The sequence below is a fragment of the Geobacillus genomosp. 3 genome, from assembly GCF_000445995.2.
GTDB lineage: Bacteria > Bacillota > Bacilli > Bacillales > Anoxybacillaceae > Geobacillus.
Genome location: NC_022080.4, coordinates 923,318 through 950,153, shown reverse-complemented (window position 1 = coordinate 950,153; position 26,836 = coordinate 923,318). Strand labels below are relative to the sequence as shown.

General features: G+C 53.3%; 27 protein-coding genes and 3 pseudogenes. 4 read left to right on the top strand and 26 right to left on the bottom strand.

Annotation, left to right across the window (positions count from 1 at the left end):
• Nucleotides 1–70: 70 nt before the first annotated feature.
• The 10 genes and pseudogenes from M493_RS04880 to fadH all read right to left on the bottom strand — a co-directional run bounded on the left by M493_RS04880 (nucleotide 71) and on the right by fadH (nucleotide 7,021).
• Nucleotides 71–495, bottom strand: a pseudogene (locus tag M493_RS04880) (TlpA family protein disulfide reductase).
• Between the two features lie 72 nt (nucleotides 496–567).
• Entirely contained in the window at nucleotides 568–1,116 is a 549-nt protein-coding gene (locus M493_RS04875; RefSeq protein WP_020959176.1) for a peroxiredoxin, read from the bottom strand.
• Nucleotides 1,117–1,359: 243 nt separating this feature from the next.
• Nucleotides 1,360–1,602 carry a YkuS family protein gene (locus M493_RS04870; RefSeq protein ID WP_020959175.1) on the bottom strand — a complete coding sequence of 81 codons (243 nt, stop codon included), beginning with the start codon at nucleotides 1,600–1,602 and terminating at the stop codon, nucleotides 1,360–1,362.
• A gap of 54 nt (nucleotides 1,603–1,656) precedes the next feature.
• Complete coding sequence (locus tag M493_RS04865; protein WP_020959174.1) at nucleotides 1,657–2,790, bottom strand: N-acetyldiaminopimelate deacetylase; 1,134 nt, start codon at nucleotides 2,788–2,790, stop codon at nucleotides 1,657–1,659.
• Nucleotides 2,791–2,846: 56 nt separating this feature from the next.
• Nucleotides 2,847–3,557, bottom strand: a complete 711-nt coding sequence (dapD, locus tag M493_RS04860; protein ID WP_020959173.1) for a 2,3,4,5-tetrahydropyridine-2,6-dicarboxylate N-acetyltransferase — start codon at nucleotides 3,555–3,557, stop codon at nucleotides 2,847–2,849.
• A 93-nt stretch (nucleotides 3,558–3,650) separates the two neighbouring features.
• Nucleotides 3,651–4,106, bottom strand: a complete 456-nt coding sequence (gene cbpB / locus M493_RS04855) for a cyclic-di-AMP-binding protein CbpB (RefSeq protein ID WP_020959172.1) — start codon at nucleotides 4,104–4,106, stop codon at nucleotides 3,651–3,653.
• A gap of 104 nt (nucleotides 4,107–4,210) precedes the next feature.
• A complete protein-coding gene (gene abbA / locus M493_RS04850; protein WP_020959171.1) occupies nucleotides 4,211–4,408 on the bottom strand; it encodes an antirepressor AbbA in 198 nt (65 codons plus the stop codon).
• 126 nt (nucleotides 4,409–4,534) lie between these two features.
• Complete coding sequence (locus M493_RS04845; protein ID WP_020959170.1) at nucleotides 4,535–4,768, bottom strand: hypothetical protein; 234 nt, start codon at nucleotides 4,766–4,768, stop codon at nucleotides 4,535–4,537.
• Nucleotides 4,769–4,816: 48 nt separating this feature from the next.
• Nucleotides 4,817–6,034, bottom strand: a complete 1,218-nt coding sequence (locus M493_RS04840) for an EAL-associated domain-containing protein (RefSeq protein ID WP_020959169.1) — start codon at nucleotides 6,032–6,034, stop codon at nucleotides 4,817–4,819.
• 219 nt (nucleotides 6,035–6,253) lie between these two features.
• Nucleotides 6,254–7,021 (bottom strand): 2,4-dienoyl-CoA reductase, encoded by a 768-nt coding sequence (gene fadH, locus M493_RS04835; RefSeq protein WP_020959168.1) that lies wholly within the window; start codon nucleotides 7,019–7,021, stop codon nucleotides 6,254–6,256.
• Nucleotides 7,022–7,287: 266 nt separating this feature from the next.
• Here fadH and M493_RS04830 point away from each other — a divergent pair, with 266 nt between their 5' ends.
• Nucleotides 7,288–8,157 (top strand): metallophosphoesterase, encoded by an 870-nt coding sequence (locus tag M493_RS04830; RefSeq protein WP_020959167.1) that lies wholly within the window; start codon nucleotides 7,288–7,290, stop codon nucleotides 8,155–8,157.
• Nucleotides 8,158–8,215: 58 nt separating this feature from the next.
• On the top strand, nucleotides 8,216–8,665 hold the full coding sequence (locus M493_RS04825) for a YkyB family protein (RefSeq protein WP_020959166.1): 450 nt from the start codon (nucleotides 8,216–8,218) through the stop codon (nucleotides 8,663–8,665).
• Nucleotides 8,666–8,886: 221 nt separating this feature from the next.
• Here M493_RS04825 and M493_RS04820 read toward each other — a convergent pair.
• The 6 genes and pseudogenes from M493_RS04820 to corA form a co-directional block, all read right to left on the bottom strand.
• Nucleotides 8,887–9,396, bottom strand: a pseudogene (locus M493_RS04820) (glycosyltransferase); the annotation flags it as partial.
• Nucleotides 9,397–9,548: 152 nt separating this feature from the next.
• Nucleotides 9,549–10,388: pseudogene (locus tag M493_RS04815) on the bottom strand (glycosyltransferase family 2 protein); the annotation flags it as partial.
• A gap of 53 nt (nucleotides 10,389–10,441) precedes the next feature.
• On the bottom strand, nucleotides 10,442–11,467 hold the full coding sequence (locus M493_RS04810) for a HEAT repeat domain-containing protein (protein ID WP_020959165.1): 1,026 nt from the start codon (nucleotides 11,465–11,467) through the stop codon (nucleotides 10,442–10,444).
• Entirely contained in the window at nucleotides 11,467–13,104 is a 1,638-nt protein-coding gene (locus M493_RS04805) for a diguanylate cyclase (protein WP_020959164.1), read from the bottom strand. The genes M493_RS04810 and M493_RS04805 overlap by 1 nt, the downstream gene beginning before the upstream one ends.
• A 298-nt stretch (nucleotides 13,105–13,402) precedes the next feature.
• Nucleotides 13,403–14,053 (bottom strand): glycoside hydrolase domain-containing protein, encoded by a 651-nt coding sequence (locus tag M493_RS04800; protein WP_020959162.1) that lies wholly within the window; start codon nucleotides 14,051–14,053, stop codon nucleotides 13,403–13,405.
• 68 nt (nucleotides 14,054–14,121) lie between these two features.
• The gene (corA, locus tag M493_RS04795; protein WP_020959161.1) at nucleotides 14,122–15,114 is read right to left on the bottom strand and encodes a magnesium/cobalt transporter CorA; all 993 of its coding nucleotides are present in this window, start codon (nucleotides 15,112–15,114) and stop codon (nucleotides 14,122–14,124) included.
• Nucleotides 15,115–15,312: 198 nt separating this feature from the next.
• Between corA and M493_RS04790 the strand changes: the two genes are divergently transcribed.
• Nucleotides 15,313–15,540 (top strand): IDEAL domain-containing protein, encoded by a 228-nt coding sequence (locus tag M493_RS04790; protein WP_020959160.1) that lies wholly within the window; start codon nucleotides 15,313–15,315, stop codon nucleotides 15,538–15,540.
• A 156-nt stretch (nucleotides 15,541–15,696) separates the two neighbouring features.
• Complete coding sequence (locus M493_RS04785) at nucleotides 15,697–16,854, top strand: aminotransferase A (protein WP_020959159.1); 1,158 nt, start codon at nucleotides 15,697–15,699, stop codon at nucleotides 16,852–16,854.
• Nucleotides 16,855–16,983: 129 nt separating this feature from the next.
• On the opposite strand, the gene M493_RS04780 is transcribed toward M493_RS04785, so the two are convergent.
• From M493_RS04780 to M493_RS04735, 10 genes are all read right to left on the bottom strand, one after another.
• Nucleotides 16,984–17,958 carry a quinone oxidoreductase family protein gene (locus M493_RS04780; RefSeq protein WP_020959158.1) on the bottom strand — a complete coding sequence of 325 codons (975 nt, stop codon included), beginning with the start codon at nucleotides 17,956–17,958 and terminating at the stop codon, nucleotides 16,984–16,986.
• The gene (locus tag M493_RS04775; protein ID WP_200865286.1) at nucleotides 17,955–18,737 is read right to left on the bottom strand and encodes a 2-phosphosulfolactate phosphatase; all 783 of its coding nucleotides are present in this window, start codon (nucleotides 18,735–18,737) and stop codon (nucleotides 17,955–17,957) included. The genes M493_RS04780 and M493_RS04775 overlap by 4 nt, the downstream gene beginning before the upstream one ends.
• A gap of 9 nt (nucleotides 18,738–18,746) precedes the next feature.
• Entirely contained in the window at nucleotides 18,747–19,805 is a 1,059-nt protein-coding gene (locus tag M493_RS04770; RefSeq protein WP_020959156.1) for a phosphotransferase family protein, read from the bottom strand.
• Between the two features lie 36 nt (nucleotides 19,806–19,841).
• Complete coding sequence (locus tag M493_RS04765; RefSeq protein WP_020959155.1) at nucleotides 19,842–20,417, bottom strand: TetR/AcrR family transcriptional regulator; 576 nt, start codon at nucleotides 20,415–20,417, stop codon at nucleotides 19,842–19,844.
• 94 nt (nucleotides 20,418–20,511) lie between these two features.
• Nucleotides 20,512–22,131: a long-chain-fatty-acid--CoA ligase gene (locus tag M493_RS04760; protein ID WP_020959154.1), complete on the bottom strand. Its 1,620-nt coding sequence runs from the start codon at nucleotides 22,129–22,131 to the stop codon at nucleotides 20,512–20,514.
• A gap of 20 nt (nucleotides 22,132–22,151) precedes the next feature.
• On the bottom strand, nucleotides 22,152–22,934 hold the full coding sequence (locus M493_RS04755) for an SDR family oxidoreductase (protein ID WP_041267866.1): 783 nt from the start codon (nucleotides 22,932–22,934) through the stop codon (nucleotides 22,152–22,154).
• A 23-nt stretch (nucleotides 22,935–22,957) separates the two neighbouring features.
• Nucleotides 22,958–24,166 (bottom strand): acyl-CoA dehydrogenase, encoded by a 1,209-nt coding sequence (locus tag M493_RS04750; RefSeq protein WP_020959152.1) that lies wholly within the window; start codon nucleotides 24,164–24,166, stop codon nucleotides 22,958–22,960.
• Nucleotides 24,167–24,299: 133 nt separating this feature from the next.
• A complete protein-coding gene (locus M493_RS04745) occupies nucleotides 24,300–25,166 on the bottom strand; it encodes an NAD(P)-dependent oxidoreductase (RefSeq protein ID WP_020959151.1) in 867 nt (288 codons plus the stop codon).
• Nucleotides 25,167–25,579: 413 nt separating this feature from the next.
• Nucleotides 25,580–26,365 carry an SDR family oxidoreductase gene (locus M493_RS04740; RefSeq protein ID WP_020959150.1) on the bottom strand — a complete coding sequence of 262 codons (786 nt, stop codon included), beginning with the start codon at nucleotides 26,363–26,365 and terminating at the stop codon, nucleotides 25,580–25,582.
• A 102-nt stretch (nucleotides 26,366–26,467) separates the two neighbouring features.
• Complete coding sequence (locus M493_RS04735; protein ID WP_020959149.1) at nucleotides 26,468–26,689, bottom strand: hypothetical protein; 222 nt, start codon at nucleotides 26,687–26,689, stop codon at nucleotides 26,468–26,470.
• Nucleotides 26,690–26,836 lie beyond the last annotated feature (147 nt).

Here is a 26,836-nt window from a genome sequence, read left to right as displayed (position 1 = left end):
ACTTTTTCCCCTTATTGTAGCAAAAAAGAAAAGGATCGAAAATAATGCTTCGCTCCTTTTCAACCGCCCATTATGCCTGCTCCGCCTTTTCCGTTTCTTCGAGCACGCGATTGACACGTTTTTCAAGCATTTTCATGCCGCTGCTGCCCGCTTGGAAATGGCGGAGCTTCCCTTCGGAATCAAACACGTAATTTTATGCTCGTTATTGACTAAAATCGGCTGGATAATGCCGTGCTCTTCAGCTGTTTTTTTCACAAGCCCAATGTCCAAATCGTGTTCCGAGCGCGGCATATGAACAGATCTGACATTGTGCTTGTCTTTATACCGGCCGCGGAATTCGTTCACTTGCGGCATCGCTTCTTTGCACAAATGGCAGCTGACCGACCAAAAATGGATAAACGCCGGTTTTTCGCCGATCAACTCATCCCTTGATACTGTCCCATTTAACGTGGCCATTGCCCCAGTCAGCTCCGGCATTAGTTCGCGCCGTTTCACGCTTCATCCCCCCATCGGAAAAGAAAGGTCTAACGCCCGTTAGACCTTTCTTTATGATTCACGCGAATCTCCTTATACCGTCAACGTCGCTTGCCCCGGCTTCCAGTTTGCCGGGCAGAGGCCGCCGGTTTGCAGCGCTTGCAGCACGCGCAAGATCTCATCAACATCGCGGCCGATGTTATTATGGTGAACGACGGCATATTTCAGCTCGCCTTCCGGATCGATGATGAACAAACCGCGCAGCGCGACGCCCTCTTCCTCGATAAGCACGCCGTAATCGCGCGAAACTTGCTGCGTCCGATCAGCGGCGAGCGGGTATTTAATTTGGCCGATGCCGTTTTGATCGCGCGGCACGTCCATCCACGCCTTATGGGAGTAAACCGAGTCGGTCGACGCGCCGATCACGACCGCATCTAAGTCTTCGAACTCATCATAACGGTCGGAGATGGCCGTAATTTCTGTCGGACAAACGAACGTAAAGTCGAGCGGGTAAAAAAACAGCACGGTCCATTTGCCGTTTTTCATGTTTTCCTCAAGGCTGACGCGGCCAAATTCTCCGTTCGGCAGGACGGCTTCCATTTCAAAACGCGGCGCTTGTTTCCCGACTAAGCGCTCTGCCATATGTAATCCCTCCATTGCGAAAAAATAGCGATGCCATACCGATCACCGACGTCATTCATGGCGACTCCCCCTATTTTGGATCGACGGTTATCACTAATGACTGTTCGTCATCGTTTCGTTGTTTCTGTTTTGAGAAGGAACGGCCGCTGCCTCCTTATTGGTTGACCCAACCTTCCCATTAGGTTTGCCTATGCTGTCGGCCCCATAAAAAACGGGCTGCTGGCGCACACAGCCCGACAATCGTTACCGAAGCTTTTGTTCAACTTTTTGGCAAATTTCTTCTGCTGTAAGTCCGCTCGCTTCAATGACCGGGCCGGACGTGACAATGTTTTGGATGCCGGCGACGTTTGGATCCAAGCCGGTAATGACGCAGCAATCGCAGCCTCTGGCATCTTGTTCTCCGCGCAGCGGAACAACGTCATACCCTCTTTCCTTCAACGCCTCCTGCACATCGGTCAGCGATTGCTCAACACCGATTTTCGCCATCACACTCCACCTCCTCACACACATAATGTGCCTTAATAGAGGCGGAACTATACTTCATTCCATATTTCCTTTCCACGAAACATAGCTGATTAAAAAGTCGATGGCCCGGTCGATCGCTGCTTCATTCGGAGCCAGCTTCGCATGATGCAGCCCGTACGCCGAATCAACGCCAAGCCAAAACATAAAACCGGGAATCTCCGCCAACATATAACCAAAATCCTCACCCGTCATCGCCTCTTTGCAACGGATGACGGTCATATCGGAGCGAGTGGCGGCAAATTGGATAAATTCCGCCGTCAATGCCGGGTCGTTGTACACTTCATGGTACATGGCGCCGTAATCGATCGCCGCTTCGCATTCGTAGGCCACTTCCACTCCCCGGACGATCGCTTCAATCCGCCGCTTCACCGCCTGCATCGCAGCGGTCGACAACGTCCGGATCGTCCCTTCAAGCCGGGCGCGTTCCGCGATGACGTTTTGTACTGTCCCGCCGGTAATTTTCCCGATTGTAATCACCGCACTGTCAAGCGGGTCGACGTTACGGGCGACGATCGACTGCAGCTGGGTTACGAGCGTGCAGGCGGCAACAACCATATCATTCGCCAAATGGGGAAAAGCCGCATGGCCGCCTTTCCCTTTTAAATCGATAAACAGCTCCGACGTATTGGCAAACAGTAGTCCTTCTTTCGTCGCAATCGTGCCGACCGGATATTCCGGGGCAATATGCAAGGCGACGATCATATCCGGCCTCCACTCGCGCATGATATCGCTTTTTAACATCGGTTTCGCCCCGCCCGGCCCTTCTTCCGCCGGCTGGAAAATAAACAGCAAATCGTCTTTGATCGGGTTACGGGCAAAATGGGCAAGCACGCCAAGGGCGATGCTCATATGAACGTCATGGCCACACGCATGCATCTGCCCTTCATGCTCAGAGCGGTATGGCAAGTCGGTTTCTTCACCGATCGGCAAGCCATCGATATCGGCGCGATAGCCGATCGTTTTTCGCGGCGATGTTCCTTTCACTTTGACAAAAATGCCCGTTTTCCATGTTCGGACGTCAAGCCGCTCTTGCGGCAGGGATCGAATATAATTCAACAAATATTGCTGTGTTTTAAACTCTTGAAACCCAAGCTCAGGAATTTTATGCAAATCCCGGCGAATGGCGACAAATGGACTGATCGCTTCCATCTTCTCTCCTCCATTGGAAAAAAGCTGCCCTGTAGGCGGACAGCTTTTTTGCGTGATTATAATTGACGAAGTTCTTGTTTCATTTCCGTTTTCGCCCTCGTTTGTTCGTCAATTTGCTTAATGACGCGCGCCGGGATGCCGGCCACGACTGTATACGGCGGCACGTCTTCGACGACGACCGCGCCGGCAGCGACGACCGCCCCTTTGCCGACGGTGACGCCTTCCAAAATGACGGCATTCGCGCCGATAAGCACATCGTCTTCAATGATCACCGGCTTGGCCGATGGCGGTTCAATCACTCCGGCCAACACCGCACCAGCGCCAACATGGCAGTTTTTCCCTACCGTCGCCCGGCCGCCGAGCACGGCGTTCATATCGATCATCGTCCCTTCACCGACGACGGCGCCGATGTTAATGACCGCTCCCATCATAATAACGGCGTTGTCACCGATTTCCACATGGTCGCGAATAATGGCGCCCGGCTCGATGCGCGCCTTGATTCCTTTTAAATCCAAAAGCGGAATGGCTGAATTGCGGCGGTCATTTTCGACGACATAATCTTCGATTTTGTCTTGATTCGCTTCGATTGCAGCTTGAATGTCTTGCCATTCGCCAAACACGACGCCGGCGTTGCCAGCGATGAACGTTTTTGCGCCCGGGCCGAAGTCAATGCCTTCCATGTTCCCTTTTATGTATACTTTGACCGGGGTCGATTTTTTGCTGTTTTGGATAAATGAGATGATTTCGTTCGCATCCATCATTTTCATGGGCCATTGCTCCTCCTTGTCCATGTTCGTTCCTTCTTTACTGTAGCAAAACAAAGATGATCGTGACAAGCATAAATTCCCGGGCACACCCGTCTACGGCTTAGGCGTTCCTTTTTGTTTGCGCAATTCTTTATTCAGCCGCTTTAAAATTTCCCGCCGGGTAAAAATTCCTTCAAAATAGCCATCATCGTTTTCTACACAGACGAACGGATGGTTGACGATGAGTCCCACCGCTTTCCAAAGCCGGTCGTCAAGCCGCAAGCGCGGAATGTTTCGGTTCATCACTTCTTCGACTTTCATCGTCTCAAGCCGTTCAAATTCGATGCGCTCCAATCCTAAGATCGCGTCCATAATCATCGTCATGCCAATCAACCCATGCAGCTTGTACGATGTATCAAGCACTGGGATCGCCGAATAGCCGGTTTTTGTGAGGACAAGGAGCGCATGATCCAAATAATTGCCCACCTGGACGTGCGCCACCTTGTCAGCTGGAATCAAAAACGGCTTGACAGTCATGTTCGCCCATTCATCATTCATAAATAAGCTCATCCATACGTTCCGCCTTTCTCTGTATGCATCTTCTCCTCTCCACCTGTATGATATCATAAAAAAGACTATCGCTTCTTTACAAGCGATAGCATCATGCCTTGTTTTTATCCTTCCTCTGTCAACAGCCGGTCATACAAACGCAAAAGCTGCCGGTATCTCTGTTCATCAGCCTCTTTATCCCCGTTTTCAATATCCGCCAGCTCAGAACGGACAAGTTCGAGCGCATATTGCTGGCTGAACATCACCTCAAGCAACAGTGACGCCTCCTCGCCCGACAGTTTGAGCGGCAGCCGCTTCGCCATCTCCATTCCCCCTTTGCCTCTTCCGCTTTCATATATATTCAGCAGCAAGGGGAAAAAGTCGTGGAAAAAAGCGTTATTTGCGGACAACGAAAAAGGCCATCCATGCGAACGGGATGGCCCTTTCTCTCAATAATAGCGCAGTGCCAAATAACCGATGGCAAAAATAGCGAGCAAAACCGCAAGCACGTAAGCGAGCAACATCGGGTTGCGCATATACGCATGTTCTTGCACCGTTTTCGGAATCGGCCCGTCAAGCTCCCCTTGCCAGCGCTGTTGGCGACCAAGGCGAACCGTATAGACGAACCCGATGACCGCGATCAGTACAGAGAGGGCAGATAACACAAAAGTGAGCTGTGCCATAAGTTTCACCTCATGTTTACTTTGCCGCAACGAGGTGATTTTATACGGTCAATAATGAGCGTCATGCTCAAACAAATAGCTGTAAGACAAGTCAATAAACAAATAATGGCGCTCGTCAATCGGATATGAATACGTCCGGATCGTTTCCCCGGTTTCAATGTCTGTATATAAATCCGATAAAATCCCTCTCCGGCGCGAACGCATACGGATGATGTTTTCCAAAAAATACGGGCGCCAGCTCCAATTTTTCATGAAATATTGCCGCTCCAACTCCCAGCGTCCACCGCGCTTAAACATATTGCCGGACTGCTGGAAACCGTCTTCATCGCAGACGTAAATGCGGAAACAGACGTCATCAAGCTCGCCGGCCAACAGTGAAATGAGCTCATTAAAGTCACCCGCTTTTTTGTATTTGCCAAGCAGCGCCGTAATCCGCTGCTGAAACTGCTCAGAAATTTGATACAGCGTTTCGAGCTTTTTCTTTTCCTGTTGGATGAAGCGATGACATTCTTGGCGGAGCAACTCTTTCAACAAATCGCGCGGCACGACTTCCGGCGCCGGCTTCGCCAAATAATACCCTTGGTAGTAGCGGCCGCCATGCCGCCAGGCGTACTGGAGCTGAAATGACGTTTCAATGTCCTCATACAGAAGCGTTGCCCCGATTTTGCGGGCCAACAGCGAAATGGAATGAACAATTTCTTGATAAGCTTGGTGGACAGACGTTTTTCGCAATTCGTGCAAATCGATTTTTAAAATGTCGGGTGACAAAACGCCGATCCGCTCGAGATGAATGCTATGTTCCGCGATGTTGTCAACCGCCACCTTAATGCCATACGTACGGATATACGTCAGTAAATGGCTGAGCTGATCCAAATCGCCTTTAAAATGCTGCTCGTTAATTTCCAATACAATACGGCTAAGCGCCAATCCTTTCGCTTCATAGGAAAGGAGCAACTGTAAAAACGATTCGCCGCGGTCAAGCATTAACAAATTGGCATCACGATTTATAAAGATGAGCAGCGTCTGATCGGGCAGCGTGAGAAAATAATCAAGCGCCTTTTTGGTGATGACATCATCCACTTCAATGCGAAACTCTTCCGGGATTGTTTCGTCATGAAAAAACGGCCCGAGGCTGACCGGCCCCGCTTCCGTTTGAAAGCGTCCAAGCACTTCATACCCGACGACGCCATGCTCATCGGCGCTAAAAATCGGTTGATAGTGGGGGATCGCTTGCGACAAGTTGGTCATAACGTCTAATGCATCCATCATGCTCACCTCATTCTTGTCGACCATCTTTGCCTTTATTATACCATATTGCCCAACCTTTCCCGGCACGAAAAAAAGCGGCCCCTAACGATAGGGAATCCGCTTAGGCAGCAGCTGCCGTTTCGCATATGTAAAGTAAAAAACGCCTGCTGACGCCGTTGGCCGATATATTGCTGCCACACGCGCCTTACAGCTTGCTGATGTTCGGGTGGAATTCGACTAAAACGGGCGCCGGTTCAGCCATTGCCCGCCGTCGACCGCGATGCAGGCGCCGTTGATGTAGGCGGCTTCATCCGAAAGCAAAAAGGCGGCGACCGCTGCAATCTCTTCCGGCGTTCCAAGCCGTCCGAGCGGCACGCTTTCGATCGTCATCCGTTCTGCCTCCTCCGATTCCCAAAGCCGCTCGGCCCCGCCCGTCCGCTCGATCGGCCCCGGGGCGATGGCATTGACGCGGAATCCATACTTTTTCCCCCACTCGACCGCCAGTGTGCGCGTCATCGCCAACACTCCCGCCTTGGCGCTTGCCGAATGAATCACTCCTGCGCCGGCATGCCAGGCGTATGTGGCAATGATGTTAACGATATTCCCCTTCAAGCCGCGCTGAATCCAATAGTTGCCGACTTCGCGGCTGCAATAAAACGTGCCGTTTAATACGATGTTAATGACGCTGTTCCAACCGTTGACCGAAAGTTTTTCCGCCGGGCAAATAAAATTACCGGCCGCATTGTTGACAAGGGCATCGATGCGGCCAAACTCGGCATCAGCCCTTTTGACCATCTCAGCGACTTGCTCCGGATCGCGCACATCCATCGGAACGGTGAGCACCCGTCCGCCGTCCGGCACGGCCATTTCCCGTTTTGCCTCTTCGAGCGCCTCAGCTCGCCGCCCGGTAATGACGACGTTCGCTCCTTCAGCAACAAACCGCTTCGCCATATATTTTCCCATTCCACTCGACCCGCCGGTAACAATAATTATTTTCCCGTTCATTCTCTCTCCCCCTATGACTGATGATTCATTCATCCTATTCATACGTTGGCTTCTTTCTTTCTTTTTTCTAGCATAGGGCAAATCCTCCATCTTTTCAATAGAAATGACTGATTTTTTCGAAAAACAAAATTCAACGGTCCCTTGTCCATCTTTCCGTCTTCTTGAGAATGAGGGCCTTTCTCATTTGGCACTATTATTTTTCTCCTATTGTTCTTTCCTGCCGGTTTTCGTTATAATAAAGCTACTTGTGAAAGGACGGCGGAACGATGCACCGGATTGAAACGGCCAAAATGACCCGACGTACGTTTTTGAAAAAGCTGACACGCACCGGATTCGTCACGGCGCTGGCAACATCATTCGCTTACGGCTACGCCCGCTGGATTGAGCCTTCGCACTTGACGGTGACGCACCATACGCTGTCACATCCGCTCATCCCGAAGGCGTTTAACGGCGTGAAACTGCTGCAGTTCAGCGACCTCCACCTCGGCCATTATTACAGCTTGGAACGATTTTATCGCATCATCGCCCACATCAATGAGCTGCGACCCGATCTCGTTGTCTTTACTGGCGATTTGCTTCATGAAGCGAACCGATACCCGGACACTGAAGCGGTCGCAGAGGCGTTGGCCGGCATCCGCGCTCCGCTTGGGAAATTTAGCGTTTATGGAAATCATGACCATGGTGGCTACGGGACTGACATTTATCGCCGGCTGATGGAGCGGGCAGGATTTCGCGTCCTTGTCAACGAGCATGTGCTCGTCCGCCGCGGGAGACAGGCGATCGCGGTGGCCGGCGGCGACGATATGATGCTCGGCCGGCCCGATTGGGCGAAAATGATAGCCGGCATTCCGCCGGCAACTTATACGATCGCCCTCGTTCACGAACCGGATGGCGCCGTTGAGACGTGCCGCTACCCGATTCATGTTCAGCTGTCCGGCCATAGCCATGGCGGACAAATTCAGCTGCCGTTTATCGGTCCGCTCATTACACCGCCGCTGTCCGAACGGTATTATGAAGGATTTTACCGCGTCGGCGGGCTGGTGCTGTACGTCAATCGCGGTCTCGGCACAACAAGGGTGCCGCTTCGCTTTTTCTCCCCGCCGGAGCTGACGCTCTTTTCACTGATTCATCGCTAGAAATGGGGCAAGCAGACCACAACTATGTTATAATAGAAAGAAAAAAGGAGACATGTCGATGAAACCGTTGCAGTTGACGGTCGACAATATCGCCAAGGCCATTTTTACGGTCAACCGCCATGCGAAGACGGCATTGAACCCTTCGTTTCTTTATCTTCTCAAGAAAAAAGCGATTGAAAAACTCCTTGAAGAAGGCAAGGCGAAAAAAGTCGGCCTCCACTTTTCCCGCAATCCGAAATATAGCCAGCAGCAATCGGACGTGCTTGTTGCCGTCGGCGACTACTATTTCCACATTCCCCCGACGAAACAAGATTTCGCCACCCTCCCGCACCTCGGCGCGCTCAGCGACTCATACCGAAACCCTTCCGCCCGGATGCCGTTATCACAGGCAAAAGCGATTCTCATCGCCTACACCGGGATGGAGGAATCGACAGAACGAAAGCCGAAACGATTGACAAAGCCGGCGGTCAAGCGGCTCGGTGGCCGCTACGAAAGGCGGAGGATTTAATGGAATCAGCAGCTTCAAAACGTCATTTCTCAAAAATGAAAACACTCTGTCGCATCTTATGTTTCTTTCCCCACTATAACCAAGTGGTCAAAGGCGCCAGGATGTTTCCGGCGCCTCCGTCCCCTCTCTCTGCTTATTAAAGATCCCCCATCCTCCCATAGTGAGGCAAGTTTGTGAGCATCGCTTCGCCTGTCTTCCCAGCGATGCCCGTTACGAAGGATTTAGACGGATACCCCTTTTCGTTTTATGCTCCCCCATTGTTTTTGACGGCGGATGGCATCGATGATTCCCTCGCATCGCCACCACGCCGTCAGCGGGCGATACCAAAACGTTTCCGTCAGCGCGAAGAAAAAGAGCCATACAAAATCAGAGACGTTCGGGAACTTCCGCTCGGTCCATTCCTCAAACAACACAGCGGCAGCGGACAAAAGCGATCCATATAAAACGGAAACCGCCAACAAAAGAAGAGCAAACTCGACGTATATGCTTCCAAGAAAAAGCGAAAGAACCATCACGATATATCCGGCCAGTTCAACGACAGGGCCTAGAAGTTCAATGAACCAAAAATAAGGAAAAGAAAGAAGGCCGATTGAACCATATTTCGGGTTCCACAACAGCGGCCGATGGCGCCATAAGCTTTCAAGCAGCCCGCGATGCCAGCGTCGGCGCTGTTTACGCAAGTCGCCATATGTTTCCGGCGCCTCCGTCCAGCAAACCGGATCCGGGATATACATCTCATATTTCGCAACCTTTGCATAATATACAAAAAACAACCCGAATATGCGCATAAAAATAATTTTTTATACAAAAATTGTAAAATAATTAATTTTTATTCGGTCAAACCTGGCTTATTTCGAATTTTTATTCAGGGTGCGAAATGTGAGATAATTTTTTTCGGCTCGTTTTTTTCCCGCGCCAACCGGTGCAGGCGCACGACGAGCTCCATATCTTCACCGGCCGTATCCGCATATCCTCCTGCTTCAATCACCCATTGTTTGGAAAAGACGCCAAACGCCCCAGAAACAATCAGTAGCAAGTTATGGCGGCTTAAGCCGAGACGGCCGAGCAAAAACGCGCGTAAATATTCGATCGTCTGCATAATGACAAGCGGCCGCCGTGACAACCCCACCTTCACGATGTCACCGCGCTCAATCCGGCAGCCATTGGCGATGCGGATGCTGCCCCCCGAAGCGATCACGTCCCCGTCCGACTCGATGATCGGCTTCATCACTTTTAAAAAGGCACGCCGCTCCAACACGGAATCGCCGTCAATCGAACAAATATATGGATAGCAGGCGGCGTTAATCCCGGCGTTTAACGCATCTGCCTTTCCGCCGTTTTCTTTATCAAGAACGAGCAGCTGTGGATAGGATGGTGACTGGTAAATGGTTTTGATTTCTTTTGCTGCCAGCTGGTGACGAATCACACGGTAAACGGGGCGAAGCCCGAAATGCTGAATCAACCGCTCGAGCGTTCGGTCTGTCGAACCGTCATTAATCACGATCACCTCATATTGCGGATATTCAATGCTGAGCAGCGAGCGAATCGAACCGATAATGCCGGCTTCTTCATTATAGGCGGGGACGAGAATAGACACCGGCTTCGCGTAACTGGCATCCAGCAGCTCCTCGTACGGTTCCCAGTCGTCAAGCCGGCGGGTGCGCCGTAAATAAATAAAGGAAGCAGCGAGCAAAAATGTGTAAAAAACGACAACACCGGTCATATAAACGAGCACAGCCTGCCCGATAACCGACACAAGTGCCTGCCATAACCCCACTATGTCTCCTCCTTCCCGAGCCATTGCCTTGCCATATCGCGAGCATAGCGGTCGTCTGCTTTTCGAGCCGCTGTGCGCAATACAGCTCGGCCGCCCGGGAGACGGGCGATGGCGGCTGCCGCCTCCGAACGAACAGCAAAGGACCGATCCGCCAGCCGCCTGTACAAAAGCGGGAGCAGCTCTTCTTCCCGGCATTTCCCGGCAAGACGGGCCGCCATCAATCTCTCTTGCCAGTGCGGCGAGCGCAAGTGGCGTCCAAGCTGTTGTGCGCCAAGCGGCACACCGATTTCCGCCATCGCCTTGAGCGCACGGACGCGAATTTCCAATTGTTTCGATGCCAACAGCCGCTGCAAAACCAGCCGTTCTTGGCAGCGGCGGATGCCGATCATGTCGATCAACGCATATTTTCCCGCCGGCGGCAGTTCGGCAAACCGCTTTTTCACTTGCTGAAGCAACCGCTCGCTCATATGGCCGAAAATGACTCGATATGTAAATTGTGTCAATTCATATTTCGGTTGAAATACGTACGTCACTATCGGACGATAATCAAATTTGGCGAAAATGACCAAAATTTTCGCCACCTCTCCTTGCGTAACCCGGTCGGAGCGATATAGTTGTTCGATGTCCGGGAGCATCGCTTCCATCTGCAAATCTTCGATAAAAAACAGGGCATTCATCCGTTCGTCCCAGTGTCGACTTGCCAACCAACGGCGCAGCCAACCTTGAAAGTGTGCTTCGGCAAATGCGCGAATGCGCGCCTGCACATGTTTTCCTTTCAACAGCGAAGCAAAACTGTCCAACAGTTGGAGCACGGCTTCCCGCTCGAGCGGCGACGAAAAACGAAACGAAGGCTCCTCCTCGCCGAGCAAATAGCGGAGCAGGGGGAGCCGATGCTCTTCCTTATAGGCGCGAAGTTGGGTCTCACGCCGGTTTTCCCGCCATTTGCGTACGATTAAATAAATGAATACCCCGGCCAACACCACCGACAAGGCAGCGACCGCCACGGTGGCGAAAACGAGTGCCATTACTCATCGAGCTCCTTTAGCAACCGGCGCAGCCGCGCTTCAAGCTCAAGCCATTTAAACGGCTTTGTTACATACTCATCCGCCCCTTTGTCGATGGCATGCGCGATGTCCCGCTCATCTTGACGCGACGTCAGCATCATCACTTTATGCGGTGTTTGCCGGCGGCGAAGATGGTGTAGCACCTCAAGACCGTCCATTTTCGGCATGACCCGATCCAAAATGACGACGGCGCGCCGTCCGTCTCGATAGAGCGGCGATTCGAGAAAGGAAAGCCCGTCGTCAAATTCGTAAACGTCGACTTCCCGCTCTTGCTCAGCGGCGAGCTTGCGAACGAGATCGGTGATGACCGCCCGCGCCAGTTCATCGTCATCGACAATGGCCACAGACCACCGCTGTTTGTCCACTGGACGATATTGTTTCCCGTCCGGACCGTCCTTGGCGGAGATTGTTGGCTTCCAGGCTTCTTCAATCCGGTCGCCGCCGTTCCTTTTGGCTGCGTACAGCGCTTTGTCCGCCAGCTTTAGCCAATGGTCAAGCGATTCATTCGGGTCGTCGCATTCAACAAAACCGGCGGAAAACGTGCACGATAGACGTACGCCATCAACCTCAACTTCTTCGGAGGCGAACCGGCGCTGCAGTCTCCTAAGCACACGGCGCGCCTCACCTTTTGTTGTTTTGGCCAGCCAGACAACAAACTCCTCCCCCCCGAAACGAACGACCGTATCCATTCCTCTCGTATGTTGAAGCAAACAGGCAGCCAGCTTTTTTAGCACTGCATCACCCGCCAAGTGGCCGAATTGGTCGTTAACTTTCTTAAAATGATCCAAATCGAGCAGCGCCAAACAGCTCGGCGCTCCGAAACGCTCGAGATCACTGCGCAGGCGGTCATACACGCGCGGCAAATATTTACGATTGTAAACGCCCGTTAACTCATCAATCAGCACAAGTTCATCCATTTTCTGCTTTTTTTCTACGAGACGGCGCACACGAATGAACAGCTCGCCGGCTGTAGTCGGCTTCACGATGACATCGTCGGCGCCAAGCTCATAACATTTCAGATGGACAGCTTTTCGTCTATCCTCGCTAACGACCACTATTGGAATGTAAGAAGGACGGCTATCGTTCTCAAGCAGAGCAACGAAAAGAGGAGTTTGCAAATCGCCCTCCCCGATGTCTACGATGATGCAGTCCGGGTTGAGGCGAAACATGGATGCGCTCGCCTGTTCGAGAGAAGGAAGTGTGATGAAACGCCATGGTACGGCCCGCAATGCCCCGCGGATATAGGCGAAAAACAGCGGGTCGTTTCCACAGAGAAGGACGGTGGCCTCCGGCCCTTGGCGCTGCAGGGAGGGAGCAATTGGAGAGTGGCTTTCCCCTCCTTCATAGCAGCGGCAAAGAAGCGGAAACATCTCCGCCAGCGCCTCCTCGGCCGTCCATTTCCGTTCCTTTTGCCTGTTTACCCGGCGGAGAATCCGTTCCGCCTCCGCAGCGATATCGCCGCGGCCAATTGCTTCTGCCGCCCGGCCGATGGCACCAAAAAATCGAGCCAACTCCGCGCCGCCGAGCGGCGACGAAGTCTCCCATTGTTCATACTGTTCTTTCATCCGGCCTAGTAACGGGACGACATAGGAATCCAACTTCCCTCCCCCTTTCTTTCATGGTAAATAGTTCCTAAGTTGCAACCAAAAAAATTCTAAACTGCTTCCGTTCTCCGCGCTTACTCTCTTTTTCCTATTATTAATATAGTCGACACGGGCTAAAAACATGCTGATCTCCTTACTCACTTCCATATGTTAAAGCAAGGGCCCCACGTTCCCTTTGCTGTTTGCTGAAGTAGGTCACTGTTTCCCCGTCTCAACTTTCGCTTCACTCAAAAGGGGGAGTCTTCCCGGTCAAGGTCATAAAAAGGCCGTTGCCTTGCTGCAACGGCGCTGTTCAATATAAAAAGTCAAGCAGGCGGCGGTCCGCCAAATTCGTATCAACCGGACAAACATCCGCATCGCGCCCGTACTGCCACGCCCAGACGTTCGCGCTACAAGGCGGGGCGGCCGGTTGGTAGCGCGGCGCTTTTTGTTCCTTCGTCGTTCCCGGCCTTGGGGCCGCGCTCCAAATGACGGCCTGCACCGCCACTTGGTTGTTTCTCCCAACTGCCTCGCAATAGGCGGCGGCGAAGTCTCCTTTCGTCGGATCGGCATACAGTCCCGGGCGATACCCGGTCGGATAGAGCGTTTCCACCCAAGCAGCGATCCAAGCCGCGTCAACGGCAAAAAAATCCTCGATATTAGCAAACAGCAATTTATTTTTTGGGATGCCGAGCCGCCGCGCATGGAACACCGCATTGCGTGCTGCCACCTGCCCGCTCGCATAGCCGGTTGCCTCACGAAAGGCATTGTAGATGGGCAGCACTTTGACGCCATAGTTGCGGATGCGGGTGATCTCGTCCCGCGTCAGCCCTTCTGACACGTTCGGCACTTCCACCAAATAGCGGCCCCAAAACTTCGGGTAGCCGTGCTCTGTCCGTACGCATTGAAACAGTTGGTCCGTTACGATTTGCGCCGAATCAACGCCCCAAACACCTCTTACCATTCTTCCCCCTCCTTCGCGGTCACGTTGCCATAGTTATGTATATGAGGGGGACTGCTTGTTTTATACGGCTACTGGCGGCGCTCCCGCTCCTCTTTCGCCCAGTCGCCTTTCAACAGTTGGAACCAACCGTTGCGCTTAAACCAAACAAACATTGTCATGCCAATGGCTGCCATGACGGCCAGTACAGCGAAGTATCCATATTTCCAGCGCAGTTCGGGCATATAGTCAAAGTTCATCCCGTAAATGCCGGCAATAAACGTGAGCGGCATAAAAATCGTCGTAATGGCCGTAAACGTCATCATAATGTTGTTCATTCGGTTGGAGTTGAGCGACAAATAGCTGTCGCGAATATCGGCGGTAATTTCCCGATTCGTCTCGATCATTTCTGACAGCTTCAATAAATGATCGTAAATATCATGAAAATACAGCTGCCGCTCTTTCATGCGTTGCAGCCGGTCGGAGTGGATGATGCGGTACAGCAAATCGCGCATCGGCACAATCGTCCGGCGCAATTTCGATAAATCACCGCGAATATCAAACACTTTTTCAATAATGTCGTGGATCGGCTCATTGTTTGTATTTTCCTCTAAATCGTTCAACACATCTTCAATATGGTACAGCGGCGGAAAGTAATCATCGACGAGCTTGTCGATCAGCCGATACATGACATGAAACGGCCCCTGCTGCACGTCCTGCTCGCGCTTCAGCCGTTCCCATACGTCATCGACCGCGTGAACCGCTGACTTATGAAACGAAACAATAAAGTTTTGTCCGACAAACAAGTCAATTTCCTCCGCTTCGAGCGTTGCCCCCGCTATCGCATGAAGGACGACAAATAAGTAGCGGTCATAAAAGTCGAGCTTTGGCCGCTGCACATATTCTAAACAGTCCTCAATCGCAAGCGGGTGAAAACGGAAAAACGAGGCGAGCAAGTCCGCCTCCTCGTCTGTCGGCTCGTGAAAATCGACCCAATACCATGAAACGTCCGGGCTGTTGACGAACGCTAAATCAACATTATCCATAACCTCAAACTCTTTCGTTACGACACACGTGCGGATCATCGCCATCTCACCTTGCCATTTTTTCTCTTCTTATCATAACCGAAAAGCTGTTACACCCCAACAAAAAAAGGGTATAGAAATCATGTAGAGAAAAAAATAACAAAAAATATTTATCTAAATTTTCTTTACATTTTCACCAAAAACAACGATAATATAAAAAAGGGAACCCCTTCGTTCCCATACGGGAGGGAATCAATCATGTACGAAAAACAGTATCCGAATGAAGGCGCCGTATTGTTCAACCAGCCGGAAGAAAAAAGCAGTTACGGTCCAATGGCCGAACAAGTGTTGAAAGAAGCGATCTTCCAGTTTCAGAGAAAAAAACTGATGGAAAAAATCGACGAGGCGCTCGCTGCCGGCAACAAGCCGCTGTTTTTCAAACTTTCCGCCCAATATAACGACCTGTTGAAAAAATACGGCGCGTAAAAGGAGCGAACGAGGTTGGAGTGTGAATCGTCCATGACAGGATGAGCCCCATTTCCGTCTGCGGAAACGATCCGAACGGAAAGGGGCTCATTTTTGTTTTTCCGTTTTTCAGCCGCAATGGTACAATAGAGGAAAAAACGGAAAGGTGGACAACCTGTGAAACACCTCATTCAGCCACGCGTTCAAGCCATTCAATTATCAGGCATCCGCCAATTTTTCAACCTTGTCGCCGGCCGGCCGGGGTTAGTTTCCTTGACGATCGGCCAGCCCGATTTTCCGACGCCTGATCATGTAAAAGCAGCCGCCCAAGAAGCGATCGCCGCCGACTTTACAACGTATACGGCGAACGCCGGCCTGCTTGAGCTGCGCGCGGCGGCCTGCCAATTTGTCGCGGACAAATACGGGCTTCACTACCGCCCGGAGGAAGTGATCGCCACCGTCGGCGCCAGCCAGGCGCTCGATATTACGTTTCGCACTATTTTGGAGGAAGGAACAGAAGTGCTTCTTCCCGCGCCGGTCTACCCCGGCTATGAGCCGCTCATCCGCCTGTGCGGAGCAAAACCGGTGTACATCGATACAAGGCAAAACGGCTTTCGTCTGTCAGCCGAGCTGATCGCGCCTTACATCACCGACAGGACGCGCTGCCTCGTCCTTCCGTATCCGTCCAACCCGACCGGAACGACGCTGCCGGCCGAAGCGCTTGAAGAGATCGCGGCGCTCATGAAAGGGCGGCCGATTTGGATTGTGTCCGATGAAATTTACAGCGAGCTCGTCTATCGCGGCCGCCATCGCTCGATCGCCGAATGGCTGCCGGAGCAGACGATTGTCATCAACGGCCTAAGCAAGTCGCACTCGATGACCGGCTGGCGCATCGGATTGGTCTTCGCTCCACTGTTTGTCATTGAACAAATGGTGAAAGTGCACCAGTATAGCGTTTCCTGCACCTCGTCGATCAGCCAAAAAGCGGCTGTTGAGGCGCTGACCGCCGGCAAGCACGATGCTGAGGCGATGCGTGCGGCTTACGCCGAACGGCTTGAGTACGCTTACGGCCGCCTCACCGCGATGGGGCTGCCGGTCGAAAAACCGGACGGGGCGTTTTATTTGTTTCCGTCCATCGCCGCCTTTGGCATGCCGTCTTTTGATTTTGCCCTTGATGTTGTCGAAAAAGCCGGTGTTGCCCTCGTCCCTGGCAGCGCCTTTTCGGAATACGGCGAAGGCTATGTCCGTCTGTCATACGCCTATTCGCTCGATGTGCTCAAAGAAGGCCTCGACCGGCTCGAACATTACATTCAAGTACGGAGAAACAGCCGGTAAAACGAAAAAGATGTCGTTTCCTTTTCGATGGGATATCGCATGCTCCCCCTGCCTAACTGGGATGTTTTCCTATATATGTCATGAGAAAAGGTGCCCCGTTTTCTTTTTGGGACACCTTTTTTCATTTTCTTAAGGCACAAGCAGCAGTTTGCCGCTCGTTTTTCGCCCTTGCAGCAGGCGGTGCGCCTCGGCGGCCTGCTCGAGCGGATAGACGCCCCCGATGGTCAACTCGAGGCTTCCGTCCTGCACCCAGGCGAGCAGATCGCGCAGGCTTTGTTCATATAGCGCCCGTTTTCGCATGACTTGCGGCAAGAAAAAGCCAACGACCGACCAGTTTTTCGCCATCAAACGGACCGGATTGAGGCGCGTCATCTCCCCGCTCGCCGACCCGTATACAACCAAGCGGCCGAACGGAGCAAGGCAGTCAAGCGTTTCGTGAAACACGTCACCGCCCGCCATTTCCAAGGCGACATCGACGCCGCGTCCGCTCGTTGTCTCCATCACTTCCGCCGCCCAACCGTCTTTTGTATAATCGATCGTGACGTCAGCGCCAAGCCGCGCGGCCAACGCCCGCTTTTCCTCCGTGCTCGCGGTGGCGATCACCGTTTTCGCCCCGAACCGCTTCGCCAGCTGCACGGCAAGCGTACCGACGCCGCCGGCTGCCGCATGGACGAGCACCGTTTCCCCTTCTTCAAGACGGCCCATCGTCGTCAAAATATGATAGGCGCTTAACCCTTGCACGGGCAGCGCCGCTGCCCGGCGGACGTCCAACCCATCCGGCAGCGGCACGACCGCGCGTTCGTCAACCGCCACAAACTCGGCATAACCGCCTGATTCAATCAATGCGACAACCCGCTGCCCCGGGCGGACGGCTTCCACATCCGGGCCGACTTCGCGGACGATGCCGGCTACTTCGGTGCCGGGCACGAACGGAAGCGGCGTCGGCACAACGTAGCGTCCTTCCCGTCTCGCCGTATCGGCATAGTTCACACCGATCGCTTCAGCCTCAATCACCACTTGCCGTCCCGATGGCAATGGGCGCTCGACCTCTTTTACTTGCAGCACGTCCGGGCCGCCGTACTCGGCAAATTGCACGATTTTCACCGCTCATTCCCCTCTTTCGTCATCTTCATTTGCACGATATCGCGCACTTCCGCCGCCAACGCCCCGGGCTCGAGCTTCGGAATGACGGAAAGCGCTCCGTGCCGATTGATGTAGTCGATCTCCTTTTCGAGGCCGTAAGCCGCCATCCAACGTCCGACGCGCGAAGCGGACAACACGTCTTTTGCCTTTTCCTCGCCTGCGTATTGCCGGTAAAACAGCCAAGCAGCCATCGCGCTGTCGGACAGCTCCGCCGCGGCGATCCCCCGCTCGACTAGACAATGGACAAAATATCCGGCGCCATAAAAGTCCTCCAGGCAAAAACGTCCGGATGAACCGGCGCAAATGGCGATAACCGTCTCTTCTTTATGCGAACGGCTGATCTGTTCGCTGACCGCCGGGCTGTTCAGCAAGCTCGCCGCATAGACCGCGCGGGCCGCCATTGCCTTGCGAAGCGCCACGGTGCCGTTTGTCGTCGATAAGACAACCGTTTTCCCCGGGCAAACCGTTTGCAAAAACAGCGGCGTCGGTGGGTAGAAACCGTCAATCGTCCGCCCTTCGCTTTCCCCGACAAGTTCATAGCTCCCATCAGGCAACCGGCGTCCGACTTGTTCCGCTTCGGCGGCGTTGTACACCGGAATGACGGAGCGGGCGCCCGCCGCCAACGCCGCGGTAATCGATGATGTAGCGAGCAAAATATCGAACACAACGGCCACTTTGTCGTCAGCGAGCGCGGTTTCATCAATATCTTCTTTGCGCAGTACAACATGTACTTTTGTGATCATGCTTCTTCACCGCCCTGTCGCCAACTGCCACGCATGTTCGATGAGCGCCTCGACAAACTGGTTGAAATGGCGAAACCGCTCGTCGTTCGTCTGGCCGCGGCGATAGCGGTAATAAATTTGTTGGCAGATGACGGCCAATTTAAAGTAAGCAAACGTTAAATACACATGCATATCGGAAACGTCGCGGCCGCTTTTTTTCGCATAGGCGGCAATAAACTGTTCACGCGTGTAAAAGCCGGGGCGGACGGTGACCGGTGTGCGCCCGAAACCGTGTTTGACAAGCGGCGGATCGTCTTCCTCTATCCAGTAACTCATCGCCACCGCCAAATCGGCAAGCGGATCGCCAACGGTCGACATTTCCCAATCGAACAAACCGACCATTTTTGTTACATCGCCTTCAGCAAACAAGGCGTTATTAAGCTTAAAATCATAATGGATGACCGTCGCCTCACGCTGCGTTGGAATATGGGAAGCCAGCCATTTCATGAGCGCCTCGGCCGCTGGAACATCATCTGTTTTCGCCCGTTCGTAGCGTTGAATCCAGCCATGCACCTGCCGCTCCATAAACCCTTCCGGCTTCACCATTTGAGCAAGTTGCGTTTTCGTATAGTCAATTTGATGAATTTGCACAAGCGTTTCGACCATCGTCTCGGAAATGCCGCGGCAGATGTCTTCCGTCGGGTCGATGTCGTCTGGAAAATCACTATCAATCACAACACCATGACGCCGTTCCATGACGAAAAACGGGCTGCCGATCACAGACTCATCTTCACAAAAATAAAACGGCTTTGGCGCCAGCGGGAAGAGCGGATGAATCTCGGCAAGCCACGTGCTCTCCCGCTTCATATCGTGCGCTTTTGGCGGCACCGGGCCAAACGGCGGGCGGCGCAGCACCACCTCCCACTCCCCGCAGCGAAGCAAATACGTCAAATTTGACCGTCCGGCCGAAAACTGCTGAATCTTAAGCTCCCCGTCCGGCATATCCGGCAACACCGTGCGTAAAAATTGCCCCAGCTTTTCAGCCGGCAATTCCTCCCCTTTGCGCACCGGAATGATGGCAGTCATCTCCCTCTCCCCCTTTGTAAACGCGTTTAGCCTGATCTATGAGACGCGCAACCCACTCATCCCGTCAAGCAAAATGGTCACCATTTGTTCAGCCACTTCGGCATCGGTCAGCTCACCATCCGGTCGAAACCAATGATAGCTCCAATTGGCCGCCCCGAGTACAGTGAGGGTGACAATCGATGGCGACAAATCGCGGCGCAGCTCGCCGCTTTTCATCCCTTCTTCAATTAACGCTTGCAACTGATAGCGGAACAAGTCACGCTTTTCTTTCACCTTTTGCAAATGTTCCTCGCTCAAATGTTTCATTTCACGGAAAAAAATGCGCGCCTGCCTCCCTTGCCGGTCGACGTTGTGAATGAGCATATAAACGATGGCGTACAGCTTTTCCCGCACTGACCGCTGTTCATCATTCATAATGCGCGCCTGTTCGCTAAGCAATCCTTCAATGTAGCGAAGGTGAATGTCCATGAGCAGCTCTTCTTTGCTTTTGAAATAGTAGTAAAACGTCCCTTTCGTCACCCCAAGAGCATCGACGATATCTTGAATCGACGTTTCGCTAAATCCGTTTTGTTCAAATAGTTCGACACTGGCAGCGATAATTTTTTCCCTCATGCCTTCCCACCTCTTGCCTTACATGTAGTCACTGCCAGCTATTGTACCATAAAACGGCCAAGTCTGCTCGGGACTTGGCCGCAAGCCGCCTCTATCATTGCGGGCGGGACGCCTCCTCGCGCAAAGCGCGGCGCAAAATTTTGCCGACGTTTGTTTTCGGCAGTTCGGTGCGAAACTCGATGATACGCGGCACTTTATACGCCGCTAAGTTTTGGCGGCAATGAGCGAGAATATCGTCTTCCCCCACCTCTTGCCCGTCTTTTAAGACGATGATGGCCTTCACCGTTTCGCCCCGGTACGGATCGGGCACGCCGATCGCCACCGCTTCTTTCACCGCCGGATGTTCATACAGCACTTCCTCGATGTCGCGCGGATAAACGTTGTACCCGCCGGCGATGATCATGTCTTTTTTCCGGTCGATGATCGTCACATACCCTTCCTCATCAATCGTGGCCAAATCCCCGGTATACAGCCAGCCGTCGCGCAGCGCTGCCGCCGTTTCTTCCGGCATGTTCCAGTAGCCCTTCATTACTTGCGGCCCGCGGATGATGAGCTCACCGACTTCACCCGGTGGCAATTCCTGTGTGCCGGTCGCCACGTCGACGACCTTGTATTCGGTGAGCGGCATGCCGATGCCGACTGTCCCCGGCTTACGCGTGGCAAACGGCGGATTGCAGTGCGTTACCGGCGATGCTTCGGACAAGCCGTACCCTTCAAGGACGACCGCCCCTGTTTTCGACTCAAAATCGCGCATCAATTCAAGCGGCATCGGCGCGCTGCCGCTATTGCACGTTTTGATGCTGCTGATGCCGTACTGTTCGACACCCGGCGTATTTGTAATGGCAACGTACATCGTCGGCACGCCCGGAAACACAGTCGGCTGTTTGTCGCGGATCGTCTCGAGCACTTCTTTCAGCTCAAAGCGCGGCAGCAAAATATTTTCCGCTCCTTGGTAAATGGCCAAATTCATGCCGGATGTCATGGCGAACACATGAAACAACGGAATCACCGTTAAATACCGCTCTTTTCCGAGCTCAAACGTCCCTTTGAAAAACTCGGCGCATTGCAAGACGTTAGCCAAAATGTTGCGGTGAGTGAGCATCGCCCCTTTTGAGCGCCCTGTCGTCCCACCGGTGTATTGCAGCACGGCGATGTCATGAGCAGGTTGAATCGGCACCGGGCGCACCGCTCCGCTTCCTTCGGCGAGAAACTCATCCAATGTGACATCTCCAGCCGCCAGCGCCGTGGACGGCGGCGCCCCGAAGCTGACAGTGACCGCCTGCTTGACGGCTGTCTCGCTTCTGACTGCGGCAAGGCGCGGGTAAAGCGGTTCATACATGACGATCGTCTCGGCGCCGGAGTCTTTGAGCAAATAGGCAAGTTCGCGCTCAACAAGCATCGGGTTCACTTGTGTGACGATCGCGCCCGCCTGCAAAATGCCGTAATAGGCGATGACATATTGCGGGCAGTTCGGCAGCATAATCGCGACGCGGTCGCCTTTTTGCACGCCGCGCGCCTGCAGGCTTGAGGCAAAGCGATTGACCGCCGCGGCGAGTTCGGCATACGTCATCGTTTTGCCGTAAAACGTCAGCGCCGGCTGGCTGCCGAATTGCGCCGCCCGCTCATAAAGTACATCGCATACCGTTTTGTCCGGAATGTCGATATGAAACGACACATGCTCCGGATAAAGGGGCAAAGCCCGTTTTTCGCTCATTTCGTTTCCCCCTTTTCTCGTTAAATGCCGGTTGCATGGCTGCCGCCATCAACGACTAACAGCGCGCCCGTGACGAACGCGGACGCCGGTGAAGCAAGGAACAAGACAGCGCCTTTTAAGTCGTCCTCGCCGCCAAAGCGGCCGAGCGGCGTATGTTCCAACACTTTTTGACCGACGCGCTCAAGAATGACGCGCGACATTTTCGTCGGGAAAAAGCCGGGCGCCACCGCATTGACGCGAATGCCGTGTTTTCCCCACTTGGCGGCCAAATCGCGCGTAAACGTAATGACCGCCCCTTTGCTCGTGTTGTAGCCAATCGTATTTAAAATATCAGGATGCGTGCCGCCAAGGCCGGCGACCGAAGCGATGTTGACAATGGCGCCGCCCGTTTGTTTTTCGATCATCACTTTGCCGGCCGCCTGGCTCATCAAAAACGTGCCGGTGACGTTGACATTGATCACCTTTTGCCATGCGTCAAGCGGCATCTCTTCCACCGGCGCCCCCCACGTCGCTCCGCTGTTGTTCACCAAAATGTCGATGCCGCCAAACTCTTTGACGGTCGTTTCGACGACGTGTTTGACTTCCTCCGGGTTCGTCACATCGCATCGGAGCGCGAGCGAGCGGACGCCGAGCTGTTCAATTTTTTCTTTCACTTGCTCGCACGCTTCCACCTTCCGTGAGCAAACGACAACGTTCGCCCCGGCTTCGGCGAGGCCGACGGCGATCTGTTCACCAAGGCCGCGCCCGCCGCCGGTGACGATGGCTGTTTTTCCTGCGATTTTAAATAAGTCGAGCACATGCATGGACGCCACTTCCTCCCCCTTGTTTATTGATACTGCCGCAATTCAAGCTTGGCTACTTGCTCTTTATGCACCTCATCCGGCCCGTCGGCCAACCGGAGCGTGCGCGAGTTCGCCCACATGGCGGCAAGCGGAAAGTCGTTGCTCACCCCGGCGGCGCCGAACGCCTGAATGGCGCGGTCGATCACTTTTAAGGCGACGTTCGGGGCAACCACTTTAATCATGGCAATTTCTTTGCGCGCCACTTTGTTGCCGACCGTATCCATCATGTACGCTGCCTTCATTGTCAACAGACGCGCCTGTTCGATCTCCATGCGCGACTGGGCGATCCAATCGCGAATGACGCCATGGTCCGCAAGCCGTTTGCCGAATGCGACCCGCGACTGCACGCGCCGGCACATGAGCTCAAGCGCCCGCTCCGCTGCCCCAATCAAGCGCATGCAATGGTGAATCCGCCCCGGGCCGAGCCGCCCTTGGGCGATGGCAAACCCTTTTCCTTCCCCCCAAATGATGTTTTCTTTCGGCACCCGCACGCGATCATATGTAATCTCTGCATGTCCGTGCGGCGCATGATCAAAGCCGAACACCGGCAACATCCGTTCGATTTTCACACCCGGTGTATCGAGCGGAACGATGATCATCGACTGCTGCTCATGTTTCGGTGCATCCGGATTCGTTTTTCCCATCACAATGGCGACTTTGCAGCGCGGGTCACCGGCGCCGGACGACCACCATTTTCGCCCGTTGATGACGTATTCATCGCCATCACGGGTAATCGAAGCGCGAATGTTCGTCGCATCGCTTGACGCGACGTCCGGTTCGGTCATCGAAAAGCACGAACGAATTTCGCCGTTCAAGAGCGGGATGAGCCATTTTTGTTTTTGTTCCTCGCTGCCGTAGCGGACGAGCACTTCCATGTTGCCGGTATCCGGCGCATTGCAGTTGAACACTTCCGGAGCGATGAGCGAGCGGCCCATCATTTCGCAAAGCGGCGCGTACTCGACGTTCGTTAAGCCGGCACCGTATTCGCTGTCCGGCAAAAACAAGTTCCAAAGCCCTTCTTTTTTCGCTTTTTCCTTCAGCTCTTCGATGATGGGCGGCACGTCTGACCATCTGGACTCTTGGGCGTTCAGCTGCTCCTCATACACCCTCTCGTTCGGATAAATGTACTCTTCCATGAAAGCGCTTAATTTTTTGATCAACTCTTGGACTTTCGGCGAATAAGAAAAGTCCATGCCATCCCCTCCTTTTATACTAACCGGTTAGTATGTGCCCCATATCTTTACTATACCCTCGTAAGAAAAAATATTCAATATTTTTCGATAAATATATTTTGCAACAAAAAAACGGGGCGAAAACCGCCCCATATCACTTCTCAACATAGCGCTTGTACAGCGCCTGCGTGCCGCTGTTTTCCTCCCCAGTCTGCGCCAGTTCTTCGTACATTTGTTTGGCGAGCGCGAGGCCAGGAAGCGGCAAATTCATGCGTTCGGCTTCCTCAAGCGCAATTTTCATATCTTTAATGAAATGTTTAATGTAAAACCCAGGCGCAAAATCACCGGACAGCATGCGCGGCGCCAAGTTGCTCAGCGACCAGCTCCCTGCCGCCCCTTTGGCGATGCTTTCCAACACTTTCAGCGGATCGAGCCCAGCTCGTTTCGCATACGCCATCGCTTCACAAACACCAATCATATTGGTGGCAATGGCGATTTGATTGCACATTTTCGTATGCTGGCCGGCTCCGGCTTTTCCTTGGAGGACGATGTTCGTACCGAGACGCTCAAGGATCGGCTTACACGCCAAAAATACTTCTTCATCGCCGCCGACCATGATCGTCAACGTTCCTTCGCGGGCCCCAATGTCGCCGCCCGACACCGGGGCATCCAACGCGTGAATCCCTTTTTGTTTGGCCGCTTCGTAAATAGCCCGCGCCAGCGTTGGCGTCGATGTGGTCATATCGATGACATACGTCCCTGGCCGTGCATTTTCCAAAATGCCGCCTTCGCCCAAGTACACTTGTTCTACGTCGTGCGGATAGCCGACCATTGTCATGACAACGTCCGCCTCCCGCGCCAAGTCGGCGATCGTGTCCTTCCAGACAGCTCCTTCTTCAAGCAAGTCGAGCGCCTTTTCCTTTGTGCGTGTATGGACGAGAAGCGGGTAGCCCGCTTTCAGCAAATGATGCGCCATGCTTTTCCCCATAACGCCAAGACCGATAAATCCGATCGTTTTCATGCTGCCCCTCCCCTTCTGTCCGTTTTTATATCTAAATGGTTGGCGAAAATCACTGTTTCCCGTCACCTGACCGTTCCCTAAAACGGCCGAATGCCGGACTGGAAAAGCCTCTTTTTTTGACCAACACTTCCTGCAGCCTGTGTTGACGCTAGATCATGGATCATGACCTTTGTGACATACTCCCACTACCTACGCTTCGCTTAGCGGTGGGGGCTTCTCGGGTAATCCCATCTCATGATGGGAAGTTGACCGAGCAATCCCCGTGTGCCCCACGGTTGTAGTAGATGTTAGAATACGCCTAACTGTCTCATTCCCTTGTTGTTCATAAAGCCAACCGACATTCATCTCCCACCTACTCATTGGGCTGCGCCCTGCACATTCCTTGCGGATGGGAGACTTCTTTCGGAAATCCGTTAAATCGCCTTCACCATGCCGCCATCGACGATCAACGACTGCCCAGTGACATACGAGTTTGCCTCCGACAGCAAAAAGACGACAACGTTGGCAAACTCTTCGGGTGTCCCGTAACGGCCGAGCGGAATGGCGCTTCTCATGCGCGCTTCCATTTCTTCTTTCGTAATGCCAAGCTTTTCAGCGTTCACCTTATCTAAAAAGGCCACCCGTTCCGTCGCGATCCGTCCGGGAGCGACGGTGTTAATCAAAATGTTGTCAGGGGCGAACTCGGCTGCGAGCGTTTTCGTCAGTCCGACAATCCCGGTGCGGAACGTGTTGGACAAGATGAGCCCCGGAATCGGTTCTTTGATTGACGACGAAGCGATGTTGACAATTTTGCCGCCGTTTTTCTTTAAATATGGCAGCGCTTCACGGATTAAGCGAATATAGCTGAGCAAGTTAAGTTCAAACGCGTATTGCCAGTCCTCGTCGCCTACGGTTTCGAACGTTCCCGCCGGAGGACCGCCGGCGTTGTTGACAAGCAAATCGATCGTTCCGAACGTCTCCACCGTTTTCGCAACAAGCTGACGGATGTCATCCGCCTTCGTCACATCAGTGCGCGCATAAGCGACGCGCCCCTTATGTAAACGGCTAAGTTCCTCAGCGACTTCCTGCAGCTTTTCCTCATTCCGGCTTGTAATCATCACGTTTGCTCCTTCAAGCACAAGCGCCCGGGCAATCGCCTTGCCGAGCCCTTGGCTTGAGGCAGCGACCAGCGCCGTTTTCCCAGCCAATCCGAACTCCATTATAATCCCCCCGAAAAAATAGTCATAACAAGTAACATTATTCGCGTTTGTTCGCCATTTTCCTTCTTTCCCGCTTCATGAAAAAGCGATTCGCCTCGCGAATCACTTTTTCCCTTCCATTAACGATCGAAATCGTTTCAGCTCTTCTTCCACCTCAAGGCGGTCAACGTGGAATGGGCCGGGGTTGGCCGCCTGCAGCGGATCGGCATCGCTTCGTACCCCGATCGCCTTGGCGCCGTCGGCGGTTGCATCATTGATGATGCTTTCACGGACACCGTCGCGATAAAATTCATGCGGATGGTCGTTTCGTCCGCGCTCTGGCATATGATCCCCTCCCTCTAGAAATGTTGATATATCAAGGCTTTTCGGCCTCTCAGGGGTGCCGAAAAAATATTTTTCGACAAAATCCCTTACATCCTTTTTCAATTTTGTGGATATCTTACAGACCTAGGGTGCGCTTCGCGGCCACGC